The following is a 17,723-nucleotide window of genomic DNA, read 5'->3' as shown; positions in this document are numbered from 1 at the left end:
GGTGAGGCTACTCTGGCTGGGTGGACCCGATCGAAAGACTGGCCAGTCGTGAGGTGTACCGCAACAACTGGATGGTGGTGCGTGAGGACGACATCCGCCGCCCCGACGGCTCGGTGGGCATCTATGGCGTGATCGACAAACCCACCTTCGCGTTGGTGGTGGCGCAGGACGGGGATCGCTACCGGATGGTCGAACAGTTCCGCTACCCAATCGGGTTGCGGCGCTGGGAGTTTGTCCAGGGCACCGCGCCCGGCAGCCTCGGCGGCGTCGAACCGGAACCCGCGGACCTGGCCGCACAGGAACTCCGGGAGGAGACCGGCCTGCGCGCACAGACCTGGACGGTACTGGGCCGGCTCGATGTCGCGCCCGGGATGTGCAGCCAACGCGGCTGGGCCTTTCTCGCCACCGGTATCACCGAAGGTGAGCACGAGCGCGAGCACGAAGAGCAGGACATGCACAGCGAGTGGTTCAGCGCCGGCCAGATCGAACAGATGATCCGCGACGGCCTGATCACCGACTCACAATCGCTCGCCGCGTGGTTGTTCATCCGAATGCAGCGCGCCTAGCCAGCGGCTAGGTGGGGGCAGTCTGGCCGGCTCCGAGACCGCCGTCGCCGCCGTTGCCACCCGCCCCTCCGCTGGGCGGGCCGCCCGCGCGGCCACCTTGCCCGGCCCGATTTCGCGCTGCGCCGCCGTTGGCGCCGGAGCCGCCGTTACCGCCTGGTCTGGAAGTGCTGGACCCGCCGCGTCCCCCTGAGCCGCCATTGCCGCCGGTGACCCCACCAGCACCGCCCTGACCACCATCGCCACCCTGGCCGCCCGCACCGGCCGTGACGCCACCCCCGGTACCACCGAGACCGCCTCCGCCGCCCGTCAAACCGCCGTCACCACCGCGGCCGCCTTCCCCGCCCCGGCCGCCGGGGCCGGTGGTGCTGCTTCCGCCGAATCCACCGTGACCACCGGCGCCGCCGGCACCCAAGATCGCACCGCCATCGCCACCGTCGCCGCCCGAACCGCCGTTGAGGCCCCGCCCGGACCCGGCATTTCCGCCGGCTCCCCCTGCACCACCCGCGCCGCGGATCGCACCGCCGTTGCCGCCGTCACCGCCCTGCCCGCCGGCGCCGTTGGCACCGCCATTGCCGCCCGCTCCGCCACTGCCACCGCTGTGCAGCAAGCCGCCACTTCCGCCCGCCCCGCCGGCACCACCGTTGCTGTTGATTCCCCGGCCGGCATCACCACCCTTGCCGCCATTCCCGCCGAGCAGGCCGGCACTGCCACCGCGGCCGCCGTCTCCGCCGTTGCTGCCCACCGACCCGGTTCCCCCGCCGCCGCCGTCACCTCCGTCGCCACCGAACACACCTCCGCGTCCGCCTGCGCCACCGGATCCGCCACCGGTGGCGCCGGTCCCGCCGTTCCCGCCGCTGCCGGCCAGCAGGCCGCCGCGTCCGCCTGCTCCGGCGTTGATGCTGACGCTGGTGCCGTCGCCGCCACGCCCACCGGCGCCGAACAACCCGGCGTCCCCGCCGCGGCCGCTGTTGGCGCCGTTACCGCCGTTGCCGACCAGCCATCCGCCGTGGCCGCCGTTGCATTGGGCTCCGCAGGTGGCCGGGTCCGGGCTGTATCCGTTGCCGAACAGCAGTCCGCCGTCGGGGTGGGAGGCTGTGCCGTTGCCGACGAGCATGGGCCCGGCGACTGGGACGACCGCGCGTGCGCCGGCTTCTCCTACACACGCCTGGGCCGCCGGAATACATTGTGAGACCGGACTTTCGGGATCAGCTGCCGCAACGGCGGCATTGGTGACCGCTAGCAGATACCCGGACCCGACAAGCGCCGCGCCGGCGATTCCGCCCCGCAGGTACGGGATGTGCGAGGGCGCCTTCCTATGTCGGCTCATCGCGTCGCCCGCCCCAGTACCAGCGGATAGACGATCGTCGGCATCCCGCTCCAGATGGCTTCGGTGGCCTCGACGTCAAAGCCGCAGCCCCGCATCAGATCGAGGGTCGGACGGTTGCACATGCACCCGCCGGCGAACGCGCGCCAGAATCGCGCGAGCAGGTCCTGGTAGTGCGCCAGCGGCCGCCAACTCGCCCGGACATGCTCGATGAACAACAACTGGCCGTCCGGGCGCAGCACCCGTGCGATCTCGCGAAGCACACGTTCGGGGTCTTCGACGGTGCACAGCACCAGTGTGCAAACCACGGTGTCCACCGAATCGTTGGCGAACGGCAGGCGCTCGGCGGACGTTCCGGAGATGGCCGCCGGCCTGCCGTTGCGATCAAGGCGCCGAACAAGTTTGCGACGCATCCCGGCATCCGGTTCGGCGAGCACCAGTTCGTCGACGTGGTCCGGGTAGTGCGCAATGTTCAACCCGGTGCCCGCGCCGATCTCGACCACCCGCCCGCGCGCCTGAGCCAGTAACCTGCGCCGGCGGCGCCGCATGCCGGCAATCTCGCCGGACCAGAGAAACGGGTCGTACAACACCGCCATGATCGGTAGCCACCAGCGTGGCAGGTCGGCGCGCGGTTCGAGGCAGCTGAGCTCGGTCATGCCGCGAAACCTACGAGCGCACCGCCCACGACCGCATCGCTCGATCCGGCCATTCTGGTGAGATGGCCGTTTCCGGCTATGTCACAGCAGCCCGAGCCGGGACGCCTCCGCGACCGCGGCCGTGCGGGACGAGCAGCCGAGCTTGCGGCGGATGTTCGCGACGTGCCGGTGCACGGTGTGCTGGCTGAGCTGGAGCTGCTCGGCTATTTCGCGGTCACCCAGACCGCGTGCCACCCAATCGAGGACCTCGCGCTCACGACCGGACAGCAGTACCTGACCGCTTGGCTCGGAACGAGGGGGTTCCTTCTGCGGTGCCAGTGCTCGGCGGCATGCCCGAATCACCGAATCGACGTCGCCGTGCCATGGGAAGTGCGAACTTCCTTGCAGTGGAATGAATGTGGCGCCAGGTATGGCGGCGGCGACCTCGCGCCCGAACTCGTATGGGACGGCGCGGTCATGGCGGCGGTGTACCACCGTGGCCGGTACGCCGACCAGTGGGAAGCACCCGCGGACGTCGAGGCTGTAAACCAGCCGCAGCAACGCCGCAGCGGTCTCCGCCGTGGCGGACTCACGCTGCACGCGGGCGAAACGTTCGTGTTCTGCCGCGTCGGCGCCGCCGAGGAAGATGTCGCTGAGCACCCGCGAGCCCAAGCCCCAGTGCGCACCGACCGCGGTCACGATCGCGTCCGCCACGCCGGGTGGGGTCAGCACGTCACCGCTGGCGTAGGAGCCGTACAGCACCAAGCGTTCGACGCGGTGCGGGTAGGCCGCGGCAAAAGCGATGGCGGTGCAACTGCCGGACGAGCCGCCGACCAGAGACACCCGGTCGAGCCCGAGCTCGTCGAGCAGCGCTGCCAGGACGTCGATCTCGCCGTCGAGGGTGAGGTCGGCCTGGTGCACGGTGCGGTCCGACATCCCGACGCCCAGCCGGTCGTAGCGGATCAGCGTGAAACCGTCGGCGACGCCTTCCCAGAATTGCCGCACTCCGGGGTTCTGCCAGTCGAGTTCGAGGTGGCTGACCCACCACGCCGGCGCGACCAGAGGCGGCCCGGCCCCGCGCAATTCATACGCCACGCGGCGGTCGCCCAGCGGCAGGAAGCGGATCTCAGGCATCGCCTTCGAGCCTACGACGGCAGGGGTTACGGGGTGCCGTGGTGGCCGCGATTGCTGTATCTCTGCGCTTTTGCGATGAACCGGATCACCAGCGCGGCGAGCACGATGATGAGGAACGGCCCGTAGAACTCGGTGTAGGTCACGCCGCGGCGCCAGTAGGCGATGAAGAAGGCGAACCAGATGACGTAACTTCCCGTCACGTGCAGCCGATGCCAACGTGCGTAGGGCATCCGTTTGGCAACGCGGTCGAAGGAGGTGATCGTCATGGCGATGACGAACGCGTACGCGATGAAGTCGACGACGTACACCCCGTGCGGGGTGCGTTCCACGCCCGCGTCGAACCGCGCCTTGTTGAGCACGATGGTGGCGGCGATGAAAAATGCATGCACCACATGGGATCCGGCGAACGCGACGCCAAGATAGCGCCGGTTGCGCCGAATCCACTTGGTGGTGGCGGTGGGCCACAGTTGGTACAGCGATGATGCGGTGAAGGCGAGCAGGAACAGGATTGCCGATGTGCGTGCGGTGATCCGGATGCCCAGGTTGGCTCCGCTTGCCCCGCCGACCGAGGTCGCCGCCGCGACGGAGAAGACCGCGACGGCGATGATCAGGGTCCAGGTCAACTTCCAGCCGGAGAGCGTGGACGTCCGCCGCCCGGTGTCAGGGGCCGGTCGGGTGGTCGCTGTCATGCCTCCATTCGAGCAGCCGGCTCTCATCTCGTCCAACGAACGTCTGCGATCAGTCCCATCTACTTCATAGATGCACTCCGGCACCACCGGATTACGATGCGGTCACTAATTGACGCCGACGCACTGTGTGGTCGCTGAGATGTCGGTGCCCACCAATACCGTGAGCTGGTCGGATTCTAAAGAGAAGCAGGAATGAGATGGCTGTCGGTCGCGTGTGCGTCGCAATGACGCTCGCCGTGGTGGCATGTCCGGGATCTACGCCGACGGCGGCTGCGGCAGGCCAGCCGTTGAACGGCCGCTACCAGGTGATCAGCTACGCCTCGCAAAAGAACGGCACCAGCATTGCGGCCCGCCAGGCCGAGCCGGATTTCGGCGCCGTCTATACCTTCTCGACGACGTGCGCCGGTCGTTGCGTGGCGACCGTGATCGACGGACCCGCGCCGTCGAATCCCACCATCCCGCAGCCCCAGCGGTACACGTGGGACGGCACGAAGTGGTCGTTCAGCTATGACTGGCAGTGGGAGTGCTTCCGCGGGGAGGAGTACCCCCGGGTGTACAGCCCGGCAACCTCCTGGGTTACCTATGCACCCCAGCCCGACGGCTCCCTGCGCGGCAGCTGGTACACCGACATCCTCAGCGACGCGTGCCGCGGCAACGTGCTGATGCCGGTGGCGGCGTTCCCCGCGCCCTAGTCCCCGAACAATCCCTGAACGAGCGGGGTCGGCGAGCCGAACCGGTGCGCCGTGACCGCGACGGCCTGCTCGCGCAGGAAGGTGAGCAGCTCGACCCGTCCGGATTCGACAACCGGTTGGGCATAGAGCGCGATGTCGACCCTGCCGTCGCTGAGGCGAGCGAATTCCTGGCGGCCGCCGCCGAGCAGGCGGATGCGTGCGGGAGCGTTGTCCCGCAGGACTTTCTGCCAGGCCGCCGCGTCGTGCACGCCGCAGGAGACCCTTGCTGCCCGCAGCGCGTCGACGATCGCCGGGTCCAACGGCTCGGACGTGGACACGGTCACCTCGGCACCGGCCAGAATGCCCGCGCCGGCCACCCGTAACAGGGACGCGATGTCGTCGTGCTCCGCCCGCACCGTCACGGGTGTCGGCAGATACCGGAACACGTTCACCTCTGCCATCAAGCCGGACACGTCGCGAGCGACGCCGAACTCCTCCGTCCAGGCCAGAGCGTCCGACCTGAAGGATCTGTCGAGGAAGTCGATTCCCTCCCGATCCAGGGCGAAATGCTGCGCAGCTTCGAGTAATTCGCGGATGACGGGGGTGATCTGTCCGCCCTTGGTCGCCCTCGAGGGGCACCAGTCGCTCAGCCCGAACAGGTAGTTCGGTCCGCCGGCCTTGGCGCCGGCGCCCACCGCGGATTTCTTCCACCCGCCGAACGGCTGACGCCGCACGATCGCCCCGACGGTCGACCGGTTCACGTAGGCGTTGCCGGCATGGACCCCGTCGATCCAGCGTTCGATCTCGGCGCGGTCCAGACTGTGCAGTCCTGCCGTCAATCCGTAGTCGACCTGGTTCTGCACCTCGATCGCCTCGTCCAGGTCATCGGTGGCGATGAGCCCGAGCACCGGACCGAAATACTCGGTGAGATGGAACTCCGAGCCGGGCCGGACGCCGGTCTTCACCCCCGGCGACCACAGCCGGCCGGTGTCGTCGAGCCGGCGGGGCGCCACCAGCCACTGCTCCCCCGGCGCCAACTGCGTCAACGCTCGCAGCAGTTTGCCGTCGGCGGGTTCGACAATCGGACCCATCTGCACGGTCGGGTCGCTCGGGTAGCCAACCTTCAGCGACGTGACGGCGTCGACGAGCTGGTCGCGGAACCGCACGGACCGGGCGACGGAGCCCACCAGGATGCCCAGCGAGGCCGCCGAACATTTCTGTCCGGCGTGGCCGAAGGCCGAGTACACAAGGTCTTTCACCGCCAGATCGATATCGGCGTGCGGGGTGATCACGATGGCGTTCTTACCGCTGGTCTCGGCCAGCAATGGCAGGTCCGGCCGCAAGCTGCGGAACAGGGCGGCGGTCTCGAACGCGCCGGTGAGGATCAATCGGGCGACGCGGTCATCGGAGACGAGCTGCGTACCAAGGGAACCCTCGTCGATGTGCACCAGTTGCAGCACGTCCCGCGGCACTCCGGCATCCCAAAGCGCTTGCACCATAACGGATCCGCACCGGCGTGCCTGGGTGGCGGGTTTGATGATCACCGGGCTGCCCGCGGCCAGCGCCGCCAGGGCGGAACCGGCCGGAATAGCGACCGGGAAGTTCCACGGCGGCGTGACCACTGTCAGTCCGGCCGGGACGGCGACGGCACCGTCGACGGTGTCCAGGTTCTCTGCCAGCGTCGCATAGTAATTCGCGAAGTCGATCGCCTCGGAGACCTCGGGGTCACCCTGGTCGAGGGTCTTTCCGCATTCGGCGGCCATCACCTCCAGAAGTACCGCCCGGGATGACTCCAGGGTTCCGGCCGCACGTCTCAGCACGGCGGCACGCTGGGCGCCGGAGAGCGCCGACCAACCGGCACCTGCGGCCACACCGCCGGCGATCACGCCGTCGAGTGACTCTGCGGTGTGGACGGTGTGCGCGTCGACGAGCGCATCGCCTGCCGAGGACTGCGCGATCCGATCGGTGATCGCCCGTCCCCAGACCCGGTTACCGGGCAGCGACGGGTCGGTGTCGGCGACGTTGGCGAATGAGCCGGCAGGATTGGCCACGGCGTGCGGGTCCTCGACGCGGCGGTCCTGACGACGGTTCGGCGCGGGCACCGCGTCGTCCAGGCCCACCAACGATGCCAGGAAGCGGTCCCTCTCCCGCTCGAACAACGCACTGTCGCTGTGTAATTCGAAGACTGCGGACATGAAGTTCTGCTGGCTTGCGCCCTCTTCCAGGCGGCGTACGAGGTAGGCGATCGCGACGTCGAAGTCCTTCGGGTGCACCACCGGCACGTACAGGAGCAGGCCGCCGACGGTGCGCCGGACCACCTCGGCCTGCGCCTCGGCCATGCCGAGGAGCATTTCGAACTCGACCCGCTCGCGGACTCCGCGATGCCCCGCGAGCGTCCACGCGTAGGCGATGTCGAACAGATTGTGACCGGCCACGCCGAGTCGCACGTTCGCGGCGCGGTCGGGATGCAGCGCGTAGTCCAGCACCCTTTTGTAGTTGGTGTCGGTGTCCTGCTTGGTCGACCACGTCGCCAACGGCCAGTCGTGCAGCGATGCTTCCACCTGTTCCATCGGCAGGTTGGCGCCCTTGACCAGACGGACTTTGATGCCGGCACCGCCGCGCTGTCGGCGCGCGTGCGCCCACTCCTGCAGGCGGATCATCGCGCTCAGGGCATCCGGCAGGTAGGCCTGCAGGACGATCCCGGCCTCCAGATCGAGCAACTCGGGTCGGTCGAGAAGTCGGGTGAAGACCGCGATCGTCAGATCCAGGTCCCGGTACTCCTCCATGTCGAGGTTGATGAACTTCTTGGTCGGCGACGACGCCGCGAAGCTGAACAGCGGGAGCAGACTCTGCTCGATGTGGTCGACCGCCTCGTCGAACGCCCATGGCGAATGCGGCGGCACGGTCGCCGACACTTTGATCGACACGTAGTCGACATCCGGACGTGCCAGAAGTTCTTCGGTGCCCGCCAGGCGCCGCGCCGCTTCACGCTGACCCAGCACGGCCTCGCCGAGCAGATTGATGTTCAACCCGACGCCGCGCTTGCGAATACGTGCAATGGCACCGCCGAGCCGCGCCTCGGTCGCATCGACTAAGAGGTGGCCGACCATCCTGCGCAATGCGATCTGCGCGATGGGGATGACGATGCCGGGTGCGATCACCGAGACCAGCGCACCCAGTCTGACCAGCAGCCGCAGGTGCCATGGCAGGAAGCCGGGGGCGTTTCGGGCGAGCTCGCGCAAGTTCGCCGCCGCGACCCGGTCATCTTCGGGGCGGATCACCCGGTCGACGAATCCGACGGTGAAGTCCAGGCCGCGCGGGTCGCGCAGTACATCGGCCAGCCGACGCGCCGCCGGTGCCACCGGTTGGTCTGCGGCTTCGTCGAGCCAACTCCGCACCAGGGCGACGACGTCCGTCAGCAGGTTTTCTTCGCTGGTCAGCTTGGTCATATGCCCATCATGAGCGCAACAGACACTTAAAATAAAGCGATGTTTTCTGACAGAAAAGCTTAAGCGGAGATGATGAATCAACGGCCCGATCTGCTGGACACCCGTCGGCTGCGGTTGCTGTACGAGTTGAGCCTGCGGGGAACCCTGTCCGAGGTCGCCGAGGCCCTGCACCAGAGCCCGTCGTCGGTGTCCCAGGCGCTGAATCAATTGGAACGCGAAGTCGGGGTCCCGCTGCTGGAGAAGGTCGGCCGGCGGCTGCGGCTCACCCCAGCCGCCGAGGTGCTCGTCGAGCACACCGCCGTCATCCTGGCGCGGCTCGAACTGGCCGCCTCCGATGTCGCGGTGCAGAGCGACCAGGCCGCCGGCACCGTCCGGGTGGCCGTCTTCCAATCGGCGGCGTCCGCCTTCATGCCGCAGATGCTGACCGAGTTGGCCACCCGGCATCCACGACTACGGATCACGATGTCGCAGCGCGAACCCGAACAGGCCCTGTATGAGACGTGGATGCGTGAGTTCGACCTGGTGATCGCCGAGGAGTACCCCGGACATGCCGCGCGGGTCTATCCCGATCTGCATCGCGAGCCGCTGACCACCGACCTGCTCCGCCTGGCGGTGCCACCCACCGGCGACCCGTGGCGTCACATCACCTCGGTGAAGGACACCGCCGACCTTCCGTGGACCATGGAGCCGGTCGGCACCGCGTCCCGGCACTGGGCCGAACAACTCTGCCGCCAAGCCGGATTCGAGCCAGACATCAGGTTCGAGACCGACGACCTCGAGGCCCAGATCGCACTCATCGAGAACGGCAACGCGGTGGCCATCCTGCCGGACCTCATGCGGGTGCGCCGCCGGCCGGACGTGCGCGTCGTGGACGTCGATTCGCGCCGGCGTTCGGTCTTCACCGCGACCAGGTCCGCGATCAGCAGCACCCCGGCCATCGTGGCCTGCCGCAAGGCACTGGCATCAGTGGTGCCCGAGCACCTCGACGTGACCTGAGAGCATCAGCTCAACCGCTGCACCGCAGCGGCGATACGCTCATCGGTGGCAGTCAATGCGATCCGCACATGCTGCGCCCCGGCCGGGCCGTAGAACTCGCCGGGTGCAGCCAGGATGCCGCGCTCGGCGAGCCAGGCCACGGTGTCACGGCACGGTTCCCCGCGGGTGGCCCACAGGTACAGCCCCGCCTCGGAATGATCGATGGTGAAACCGGCCTTGCGGACGGCGGCGGCGAGCGCCTGGCGGCGGCGTGCATAGCGGTCCCGCTGGGCGGCCTCGTGCGCGTCGTCGTCCAGCGCCGCGACCATCGCGGCCTGCACCGGGGTCGGGACGATCATCCCGGCGTGCTTGCGGACCTCGAGCAATTCGGCGACGAGTGCGGGATCGCCGGCGACGAATCCCGCGCGGTAACCCGCCAGCGAGGACGTCTTGGACAGTGAATGCACCGCGAGCAAGCCGGTGTGGTCGCCGCCGGACACCGACGGGTGCAGCACGCTGAGCGGTTCGGCGTCCCAGGCCAGGCCCAGGTAACACTCGTCGGAGGCGACGATCGCGCCGCGTTCCCGCGCCCAGCTCACCACCTTGCGCAGGTGGTCGACGCCGAGCACCCGTCCGGTGGGATTGCTCGGCGAGTTCAGGTACACCAGGGCGGGGTTGAGCGGTCCCAGCTGGGTCAGCGAGTCGGCGGCCAGCACCTGCGCGCCGGCCAGCCGGGCACCGACGTCGTAGGTGGGATAGGCGAGCTCGGGAATGACCACCGTGTCGCCGGCGCCGAGCCCGAGCAGCGTCGGCAACCAGGCGATCAATTCCTTGGTGCCGATCACCGGCAGCACCGCGGACTCGGCCAGATCCGTGATCCCGTACCGGCGCAGCAGCGCCTCGCGTGCGCTGGCGCGCAGTGCGGCGGTACCGGCGGTGGCCGGGTAGCCCGGCGACGCACTGGCCGCCGCGAGCGCATCACGAATTACCGGTGCCACCTCATCCACGGGCGTGCCGACCGACAGGTCGACGATGCCGTCAGGATGCGCGCGGGCCGTCGCCGCGGCGTCCGCCAGGGTGTCCCAGGGGAACACCGGCAGCGCCGCGGACTTCGGTGAGCGAACCGTGCTCACTCGCCTTTGGGTTCGAGATCCTTGACCGACTGCGGGTCGTTGTCGGTCTGGCCGACCTTCGACGCGCCGCCGGGCGACCCGAGTTCAGTGAAGAAGTCCGCGTTGCTCTGCGTGTACCCGCTCCACTGATCGGGCACGTCGTCCTCGTAGTAGATCGCCTCGACCGGGCAGACCGGTTCACAGGCGCCACAGTCGACGCACTCGTCGGGATGGATGTACAGCATGCGTGCACCCTCGTAGATGCAGTCGACAGGGCATTCCTCGATACATGCCTTGTCTTTGAGGTCGACGCAGGGTTCGGCAATGACGTACGTCACTGATGTCTCTCCTGTCCAGTGGGCTGCTGGTCGGGTGTGTCTGTTGGGACTCAATGAGTCTGCGGCAAGTATGCGTTGCCAAGACCTGCACGTGCGTCTCAGTGTGTCCTAACTTTGCGCGCGACCCCTGAGGGGTCGCGCGTGGTTACTGATACTAGACGTTGCACATACACATCGACTAGACACCTGAAGCCGTGTCTGTCACGTCATGCAACTTGTTGCATAGGACCACCGGTACCGCATACGCTGCCGGCATGGCCCTGCAGCACGCGATCCTGGTGGCGCTGTGCGAGCAGGCCGGTTCCGGGTACGAACTGGCCCGCCGCTTCGACCGCTCCATCGGCTACTTCTGGGCGGCCACCCACCAGCAGATCTACCGAACCCTGCGCACCATGGAAGGCGACGGCTGGGTCGCCGTGCGCGTTGTCGAGCAGCACAGCCGGCCGGACAAGAAGGTCTATTCGGTATCGGCCGACGGCCGTGCCGAACTCACCCGCTGGATCGCCGAGCCACTGGCCGGTGGTGGCAGCACCGTGGCCGACAACCGCACCCGCGACCTGGCCATCAAAATTCGCGCCGCCGCCCACGGCGACAGCCGGGCGATCCGGGACCAGGCCCGGGCGTTGCGGGCCGAGCGCGCCGCGTTGCTGGACACCTACCGCGGCTTCCAGAAGCACCAGTTCCCCGACCCGGCCGCCCTGACCGGGACGGCCCTGCATCAATACCTGGTGCTGCGCGGCGGGATGCGCGCCGAAGAAGGCGCGATCGAATGGCTTTCCGAAGTTCTAGAGGCCCTGTAGGCGTTGGAGGCATTGTGAACTTTCCGAACCTGTTGTCGCCGTTGGACCTCGGCTTCGCCACACTGCGAAACCGGGTGGTGATGGGCTCGATGCACACCGGCCTGGAGGACCGGGCCCGCGACACCGACAAGCTGGCAGCGTATTTCGCCGAACGGGCCCGCGGCGGCGTCGGGCTCATCATCACCGGCGGCTACGCGCCCAACCGCACCGGCTGGCTGCTGCCGTTCGCCGCGGAGATGCTGTCCGGCGCAGACGCCCGCCGGCACCGCACCATCACCGGTGCGGTACACGACGAGGGCGGCAAGATCGCCCTTCAGCTTCTGCACGCCGGACGCTATGCGTACCATCCGCTTTCGGTCAGTGCATCGTCGATCAAGGCTCCCATCAACCCGTTCCGGCCGCGCGCGCTGCGTGACGTGAAGGGCACCATCGACGACTTCGTCCGGGCTGCGCTGCTGGCGCGCGACGCCGGATACGACGGCGTGGAGATCATGGGCAGCGAAGGCTATCTGCTCAACCAGTTCCTGGCACCGCGCACCAACAAACGTCGAGATGGCTGGGGCGGCACCCCCGAGAAACGGCGACGCTTCCCGGTCGAGATCGTGCGGCGGGTGCGCGAAGCGGTGGGCACAGACTTCATCATCGTCTACCGGATCTCGCTGGCCGACTACGTCGAGGACGGTCAGACCTGGGACGAGATCGTGGCCCTGGCAACCGAAATCGAGGCAGCGGGGGCCACGATCCTGAACACCGGCATCGGCTGGCACGAGGCCAGGGTTCCCACCATCGTCACGTCGGTTCCCAGCGGTGCCTTCGTCGGGACCAGTAGTGCGCTGGCCGAGCATGTCGACATCCCGGTGGTCGCATCCAACCGGATCAACATGCCGCAGGCCGCCGAGCAGATACTCGCCGACACCCACGTGCAACTGATCTCGATGGCCCGTCCCCTGCTGTCCGACCCGGATTGGGTGCGCAAGGCCGCCGAGAACGCCGCCGACCAGATCAACACCTGCATCGCCTGCAACCAGGCCTGCCTGGACCACGCGTTCGTGCACAAGACGGTGTCCTGCCTGCTCAATCCGCGGGCCGGGCACGAGACCGTGCTCATCCTCGGCCCCACCCGCAGCACCCGATCGGTGGCCGTCGTCGGCGCCGGTCCGGCCGGTTTGTCCACCGCGGTGAATGCCGCCCAGCGCGGGCACCGGGTGACGTTGTTCGAGGCGGCTTCGTCGGTTGGCGGCCAATTCGACTTGGCCCGAAGGGTTCCCGGTAAAGAAGAGTTCAACGAGACCCTGCGGTACTACACCCGGATGTTGGACGTGCATGGCGTGGACGTCCGGCTCGGCGTCCGCGCGTCGGTGGATGACCTGGTCGCGTTCGACGACGTGGTGCTGGCCACCGGAGTCACACCGCGGCTGCCGGACATCCCCGGTATCGATCACCCGATGGTGTTGTCCTACGCCGAAGCCCTCTCGGGTGCACCGATCGGCAAGTCGGTGGCCGTGATCGGGGCCGGCGGAATCGGTTTCGACGTCAGTGAATTCCTGGTGACCGACCAGTCGCCGACCCTGAACGTCAAGGAATGGAAGGCCGAGTGGGGCGCACTCGATCCGCAGGATGCGCCTATGGTCCGCGGTTCGTTGACCGCCCCCATTGTTCTGCCGGCCGCCCGCGAGGTGTACCTGCTCCAGCGCACCGAAGGTGCACAGGGCAAGCGGCTGGGCAAGACGTCGGGCTGGGTGCACCGGGCATCACTGAAAGCCAAAGGCGTGCAGCAGCTTTCCGGTGTGAACTACGAAGGCATCGATGACGGCGGGCTGCACATCAGCTTCGGCCGGGAGCGAACCGGTGCGCGAGTACTGGCCGTGGACAATGTGGTGGTGTGCGCGGGCCAGGACTCCGTGCGCGACCTCGAAGATGGGCTGCGGGCCCGCGGCGTCGAACCGCATGTGATCGGCGGCGCGGCCGTGGCGGCCGAACTCGACGCCAAGCGGGCGATCCGCCAGGGCACCGAGCTGGCCGCCCGGCTTTAGCGGTCCCTCCCGTGAGCGTGCGCGCCTGCACACCGACACGCCGGTGTGCTTGTCATTTCGCGCACGCTCACGGGCGGCGAACGTCTCAGGCCTGCTTGAGCGCCTCGATCTCGAGCGTGATCGTCACCTTGTCGCCGACCACGGCGCCGCCGGTTTCCAGCGGCATGTCGATTTCGATGCCGAAGTCCTTGCGGTTCAATACCACCGACGCCTCGAAGCCGGCGACGGCGCCGTGCCCCATGCCCGGGTTCACGCCATTGAATTCCAGTTTCAGCGACACCGGCTTGGTGACACCTTTGAGGGTGAAGTCGCCGTCGAGCACATAGTCGTCGCCATCGGCCCGCACGGACGTGGAGACGAAGGTGGCCGTCGGGAAGTTCTCGACATCGAAGAAGTCTGCGGCCTTAAGGTGGGCATCGCGCTGCTCGTTGCGGGTGTTGATCGAGTTGACGTCGATCGTCGCAGTCACCGAGGGCGTGCCGTCCTCGCCGACGACGATGGCACCGGTGAAGGCGTCGAAGGTACCGCGCACCTTGCTCACCACGAGGTGGCGTACCGAGAAGTTGACCGAGGAATGCACGGGATCCAGCGCCCAGGTGCCTGCGGTCAGGTCGGTGGCTACTGCTGTGGTCATGGTTTCTCCTAGTTCGATGGGGCCGGCCCTCCCGGCACCCTCACAAGCTAGAAACGGACCATGGTCCGAATTCATTCCGGATCCCGGAGAATCAACCTCCGCCCCACACCGCCCGCGCCCCCGAATCGCCCACCTGGATCACCGCGGCGATGGCCGCCAGCCCGACTACCACGGTCAGGATCGCCACCACCGTAGCCACAGCACGGCCGTGGTCCGACCGCCAGTTCAGGACCGCCAACAACACTGCGACCACGAGCAGCGCCACCGCGATGTAGGGCATCCAATCGCCGCGCTCGGCATGCTCCTGCAGCACCGGAGACGGTTGTGGGAATCCGCCGTACAGCGTCTCCCCGGCCTCGACGGTCAGCGGCGTCAGCATGGTCATCACCGCCGCCAGCGCCACGACCAGCCACACCAGCCGTTCGCGGGCGCCGCGCCAGAGGGCGCACAGGATCTCCAGCACCGCGACAAGCGGAACCAACACGACGATCGCGTGCACCAAAAGCGGGTGCGCGGGCAGGCCTGCGACGGTGTCCATCGCCAGAGGATCCCACGCGAGCGTGCGCAAAATGCCACGAATTGCGGCGAGTCATTGTGCAGACCCGCACGCTCGCGGAACTAGGCGGCCAGCGGGGCGTAGGTAGTGGTGCGCTGCCGGGCCGGCCGGCCGATACCCTCGGCGATGGCGGCCAGTTCCTCGACGGACTTGGACGAGCCGTTCTCCGAGCCGGCCATCCGCGAGATGGTCTCCTCCATCAACGTGCCGCCCAGATCGTTGGCACCTCCGTTGAGCATCACCTGGGTACGTTCCACACCGAGTTTGACCCAGCTGGTCTGGATGTGAGAGATCCTGCCGTGCAACATGATCCGCGCCAGTGCATGCACCGCCCGGTTGTCTCGATGCGTCGGTCCGGGACGCGCCCCACCGGCCAGGTACAGGGGTGAGGACTGGTGCACGAACGGCAGCGGAACGAATTCGGTGAAGCCGCCGGTGCGGTCCTGGATATCGCGCAGCACGTTGAGGTGTCCCACCCAGTGCTTCGGGGTGTCGACGTGCCCGTACATCATCGTCGAGCTGGACCGCAGCCCCACCTCATGCGCGGTGGTGATCACGTCGATCCACTCCGAGGTGGGCAGCTTGCCCTTGGTGAGCACCCAGCGCACCTCGTCGTCGAGGATCTCGGCGGCGGTGCCGGGAATGGATCCCAGTCCGGCTTCGCGCAGACTGGTGAGCCACTCCCGCAGCGAGAGTCCGCTACGGGTGACGCCGTTCGAGATCTCCATCGGGGAGAACGCGTGTACGTGCATCGAGGGCACCCGCGCCTTGACCGCGCGCACCAGGTCGGCGTATCCGGTGACCGGCAGCTCCGGGTCGATCCCGCCCTGCATGCAGACCTCGGTGGCGCCGGCGACGTGTGCCTCCCACGCCCGGTCGGCCACCTCGGTGGTGGACAGCGAGTACGCGTCCGCATCGCCCTTGCGTTGGGCGAAGGCGCAGAACCGGCAGCCGGTGTAGCAGATGTTGGTGAAGTTGATGTTGCGGTTCACCACGAACGTGACGTCATCGCCGACGACGTCGCGTCGCAGCGAATCAGCAAGCGCGGCAACGGCATCCATCGCCGGTCCGTCGGCAGTGGCCAGCGCCAGGTACTCGTCGTCGCTGCATCCGCCGGGGTTGCTTTCGGCCGCGCGCAGCGCCGCCAGCACATCGGTGTCGATGCGTTCGGGGGCCCGCGCGGCGAGCTCGGAAACCTTCGCCCGGATGGACTCCCAGTCCCCGAACGCGCTGCCCAGGTCGCTGCGGGTCTCGGTCAGCCGGCCCTCGGTGTCGATGGCCGAGTGCAGATCTGTACGCCCCAACGATTCTGAGGCCTCATCGGGCTCCTGCCAGGGCCGGCCCACCGGATTCACGTCCAGCGCCCACCCGGTGACGGGATCTGCCAGCGCATCCACATGCCCACGGACCCGCGGATCGATCCACGCCGCCCCAGCCTGCACATAAGTCGGCTGCGCGGTAAGGCGTTGCACCAGCTCATAACCCGCCGCGGCCGTCACCTCCGCCAGGTCATCGAGGGCGGGCCACGGCCGCTCCGGGTTGACGTGATCGGGCGTCAGTGGCGATACGCCGCCCCAGTCGTCCACGCCGGCACCGACCAACGCCAGGCATTCGTCCCGCGACACCAGATTCGGCGGCGCCTGGATGCGCATCTTGGGGCCCAGCACCAGCCGGGTCACGGCGACGGTGGCCAGGAAGTCGTCGATTCCGGCGTCGGGTACCGCTGCCATCGCGGTGTGATCCTTGGCGCGGAAGTTCTGCACGATCACTTCCTGGACGTGACCGAACTCTTTGTGCGAGCGCCGGATCGCATGCATGGTCTCGGCCCGCTCGACCAACGTCTCGCCGATGCCGACCAGCAGACCGGTGGTGAACGGAATGGACAACCGGCCCGCGTCGTCCAGGGTGCGCAGCCGCACCACCGGATCCTTGTCCGGGCTGCCGTAGTGCGCCAGCCCCTTGGTCTCGTACAGCCGCCGCGACGTGGTCTCCAGCATCATGCCCATCGACGGCGCCACCGGCTTGAGCCGCGACAGCTCAGTCCAGCTCATCACGCCCGGGTTCAGGTGCGGCAGCAATCCGGTCTCTTCCAGGACCCGGATCGCCATGGCGCGCACATAGTCCAGCGTGGAGTCATACCCACGTTCATCCAGCCACTGCTTGGCCTCGTCCCAGCGGGCTTCCGGACGATCTCCGAGGGTGAAAAGCGCTTCCTTGCAACCCAACTCCGCACCACGACGGGCCACGTCGAGAATCTCGTCGGGTTCCATGAACATGCCCTTGCCCTGGGCGCGCAGCCGGCCGGGCACGGTGACGAAGGTGCAGTAGTGGCAGGTGTCCCGGCACAGGTGGGTGACGGGTATGAAGACCTTGCGGGAGTAGCTGACCGGCAATCCCCCGCCGGGGCCGCGGCGGCCGGCGGACTCCAGGCCCGCGTCGCGCACCCGGGAGGCACTGGCACACAGGTCCGCCAAATCGTCGCCGCGGGCGGTCATCGCGATCGCGGCTTCCTCCACGTTCAGGGCCACCCCGTCGCGAGCGCGGCGCAGCACACGACGCAACGCGGACGTACTGGGCTTCGGCGGGATCACCGGGCTGGGCAGATCGGAGCCGTGCTGCGGGTTCAGAGCCACTCCTCTGTAACCCGGTCGTCGTCGCGAATCATCCGTGCGTCTCACTATCTGAAACCACTGCCCCTGGCATAGGGGCCACCATAGTCCCAGCCGTCCGGTGCGACGCGTCGCCCCGATGCAACAAACCTGCGTTGACTCTGGCGTAAGTTCACCTGCACAGGCGACCGCAACAAC

At 68.0% G+C, this 17,723-nt stretch carries 15 protein-coding genes; 5 read left to right on the top strand and 10 right to left on the bottom strand.

The genetic code is table 11. The features are described from left to right. Positions 1-20 precede the first annotated feature (20 nt). Positions 21-566, top strand: a complete 546-nt coding sequence (locus ACXPWS_RS06815) for an NUDIX domain-containing protein (protein WP_458711720.1) — start codon at positions 21-23, stop codon at positions 564-566. Between the two features lie 7 nt (positions 567-573). Here ACXPWS_RS06815 and ACXPWS_RS06810 read toward each other — a convergent pair whose 3' ends face one another. The 4 genes from ACXPWS_RS06810 to ACXPWS_RS06795 all read right to left on the bottom strand — a co-directional run bounded on the left by ACXPWS_RS06810 (position 574) and on the right by ACXPWS_RS06795 (position 4,348). Continuing rightward, positions 574-1,893: a hypothetical protein gene (locus ACXPWS_RS06810; RefSeq protein WP_458711719.1), complete on the bottom strand. Its 1,320-nt coding sequence runs from the start codon at positions 1,891-1,893 to the stop codon at positions 574-576. After that, the gene (locus ACXPWS_RS06805) at positions 1,890-2,546 is read right to left on the bottom strand and encodes a class I SAM-dependent methyltransferase (RefSeq protein ID WP_458711718.1); all 657 of its coding nucleotides are present in this window, start codon (positions 2,544-2,546) and stop codon (positions 1,890-1,892) included. The genes ACXPWS_RS06810 and ACXPWS_RS06805 overlap by 4 nt, the downstream gene beginning before the upstream one ends. 81 nt (positions 2,547-2,627) lie before the next feature. Next, a complete protein-coding gene (locus ACXPWS_RS06800; protein WP_458711717.1) occupies positions 2,628-3,659 on the bottom strand; it encodes an alpha/beta fold hydrolase in 1,032 nt (343 codons plus the stop codon). A gap of 26 nt (positions 3,660-3,685) precedes the next feature. Continuing rightward, positions 3,686-4,348, bottom strand: coding sequence for a hypothetical protein (locus ACXPWS_RS06795; RefSeq protein ID WP_458711716.1), 663 nt, complete (start codon positions 4,346-4,348; stop codon positions 3,686-3,688). A gap of 197 nt (positions 4,349-4,545) precedes the next feature. Between ACXPWS_RS06795 and ACXPWS_RS06790 the strand changes: the two genes are divergently transcribed. Then, positions 4,546-5,040, top strand: coding sequence for an Rv2253 family sensor-like surface protein (locus ACXPWS_RS06790; RefSeq protein WP_458711715.1), 495 nt, complete (start codon positions 4,546-4,548; stop codon positions 5,038-5,040). Here the strand turns inward: ACXPWS_RS06790 and ACXPWS_RS06785 are convergent. Further along, the gene (locus ACXPWS_RS06785; RefSeq protein ID WP_458711714.1) at positions 5,037-8,468 is read right to left on the bottom strand and encodes a bifunctional proline dehydrogenase/L-glutamate gamma-semialdehyde dehydrogenase; all 3,432 of its coding nucleotides are present in this window, start codon (positions 8,466-8,468) and stop codon (positions 5,037-5,039) included. The genes ACXPWS_RS06790 and ACXPWS_RS06785 overlap by 4 nt on opposite strands. Positions 8,469-8,540: 72 nt before the next feature. Between ACXPWS_RS06785 and ACXPWS_RS06780 the strand changes: the two genes are divergently transcribed. Then, complete coding sequence (locus tag ACXPWS_RS06780; protein WP_458711713.1) at positions 8,541-9,464, top strand: LysR family transcriptional regulator; 924 nt, start codon at positions 8,541-8,543, stop codon at positions 9,462-9,464. A gap of 5 nt (positions 9,465-9,469) precedes the next feature. Here ACXPWS_RS06780 and dapC read toward each other — a convergent pair whose 3' ends face one another. Beyond that, on the bottom strand, positions 9,470-10,576 hold the full coding sequence (gene dapC, locus ACXPWS_RS06775) for a succinyldiaminopimelate transaminase (protein WP_458711712.1): 1,107 nt from the start codon (positions 10,574-10,576) through the stop codon (positions 9,470-9,472). Then, the gene (fdxA, locus tag ACXPWS_RS06770; RefSeq protein WP_458711711.1) at positions 10,573-10,893 is read right to left on the bottom strand and encodes a ferredoxin; all 321 of its coding nucleotides are present in this window, start codon (positions 10,891-10,893) and stop codon (positions 10,573-10,575) included. Before fdxA ends, dapC begins: the two co-directional genes overlap by 4 nt. Positions 10,894-11,147: 254 nt before the next feature. Between fdxA and ACXPWS_RS06765 the strand changes: the two genes are divergently transcribed. After that, the gene (locus tag ACXPWS_RS06765; protein ID WP_458711710.1) at positions 11,148-11,693 is read left to right on the top strand and encodes a PadR family transcriptional regulator; all 546 of its coding nucleotides are present in this window, start codon (positions 11,148-11,150) and stop codon (positions 11,691-11,693) included. Between the two features lie 14 nt (positions 11,694-11,707). Further along, positions 11,708-13,726: a 2,4-dienoyl-CoA reductase FMN-binding domain-containing protein gene (locus tag ACXPWS_RS06760; protein WP_458711709.1), complete on the top strand. Its 2,019-nt coding sequence runs from the start codon at positions 11,708-11,710 to the stop codon at positions 13,724-13,726. An 85-nt stretch (positions 13,727-13,811) separates the two neighbouring features. Here ACXPWS_RS06760 and ACXPWS_RS06755 read toward each other — a convergent pair whose 3' ends face one another. The 3 genes from ACXPWS_RS06755 to ACXPWS_RS06745 form a co-directional block, all read right to left on the bottom strand. Beyond that, the gene (locus ACXPWS_RS06755) at positions 13,812-14,360 is read right to left on the bottom strand and encodes a YceI family protein (RefSeq protein ID WP_458711708.1); all 549 of its coding nucleotides are present in this window, start codon (positions 14,358-14,360) and stop codon (positions 13,812-13,814) included. Positions 14,361-14,451: 91 nt separating this feature from the next. Beyond that, positions 14,452-14,898: a DUF2231 domain-containing protein gene (locus tag ACXPWS_RS06750; RefSeq protein WP_458711707.1), complete on the bottom strand. Its 447-nt coding sequence runs from the start codon at positions 14,896-14,898 to the stop codon at positions 14,452-14,454. A gap of 80 nt (positions 14,899-14,978) precedes the next feature. Continuing rightward, the gene (locus ACXPWS_RS06745) at positions 14,979-17,549 is read right to left on the bottom strand and encodes a bifunctional FO biosynthesis protein CofGH (RefSeq protein WP_458711706.1); all 2,571 of its coding nucleotides are present in this window, start codon (positions 17,547-17,549) and stop codon (positions 14,979-14,981) included. Between the last annotated feature and the right edge of the window lie 174 nt (positions 17,550-17,723).

The sequence above is a fragment of the Mycobacterium sp. BMJ-28 genome (assembly GCF_054404835.1).
The sequence above is the reverse complement of the archived record's forward strand: the minus strand, read 5'-3'. Positions and strand labels throughout refer to the sequence as shown.

What these genes read in the sequence shown, in the direction of transcription:
- ACXPWS_RS06810 (WP_458711719.1), bottom strand. Translation starts at nt 1,893, where the DNA reads ATGAGCCGACATAGGAAGGCGCCCTCGCACATCCCGTACCTGCGGGGC.
- ACXPWS_RS06805 (WP_458711718.1), bottom strand. Translation starts at nt 2,546, where the DNA reads ATGACCGAGCTCAGCTGCCTCGAACCGCGCGCCGACCTGCCACGCTGG.
- ACXPWS_RS06800 (WP_458711717.1), bottom strand. Translation starts at nt 3,659, where the DNA reads ATGCCTGAGATCCGCTTCCTGCCGCTGGGCGACCGCCGCGTGGCGTAT.
- ACXPWS_RS06795 (WP_458711716.1), bottom strand. Translation starts at nt 4,348, where the DNA reads ATGACAGCGACCACCCGACCGGCCCCTGACACCGGGCGGCGGACGTCC.
- ACXPWS_RS06790 (WP_458711715.1), top strand. Translation starts at nt 4,546, where the DNA reads ATGGCTGTCGGTCGCGTGTGCGTCGCAATGACGCTCGCCGTGGTGGCA.
- ACXPWS_RS06785 (WP_458711714.1), bottom strand. Translation starts at nt 8,468, where the DNA reads ATGACCAAGCTGACCAGCGAAGAAAACCTGCTGACGGACGTCGTCGCC.
- ACXPWS_RS06780 (WP_458711713.1), top strand. Translation starts at nt 8,541, where the DNA reads ATGAATCAACGGCCCGATCTGCTGGACACCCGTCGGCTGCGGTTGCTG.
- ACXPWS_RS06765 (WP_458711710.1), top strand. Translation starts at nt 11,148, where the DNA reads ATGGCCCTGCAGCACGCGATCCTGGTGGCGCTGTGCGAGCAGGCCGGT.
- ACXPWS_RS06755 (WP_458711708.1), bottom strand. Translation starts at nt 14,360, where the DNA reads ATGACCACAGCAGTAGCCACCGACCTGACCGCAGGCACCTGGGCGCTG.
- ACXPWS_RS06750 (WP_458711707.1), bottom strand. Translation starts at nt 14,898, where the DNA reads ATGGACACCGTCGCAGGCCTGCCCGCGCACCCGCTTTTGGTGCACGCG.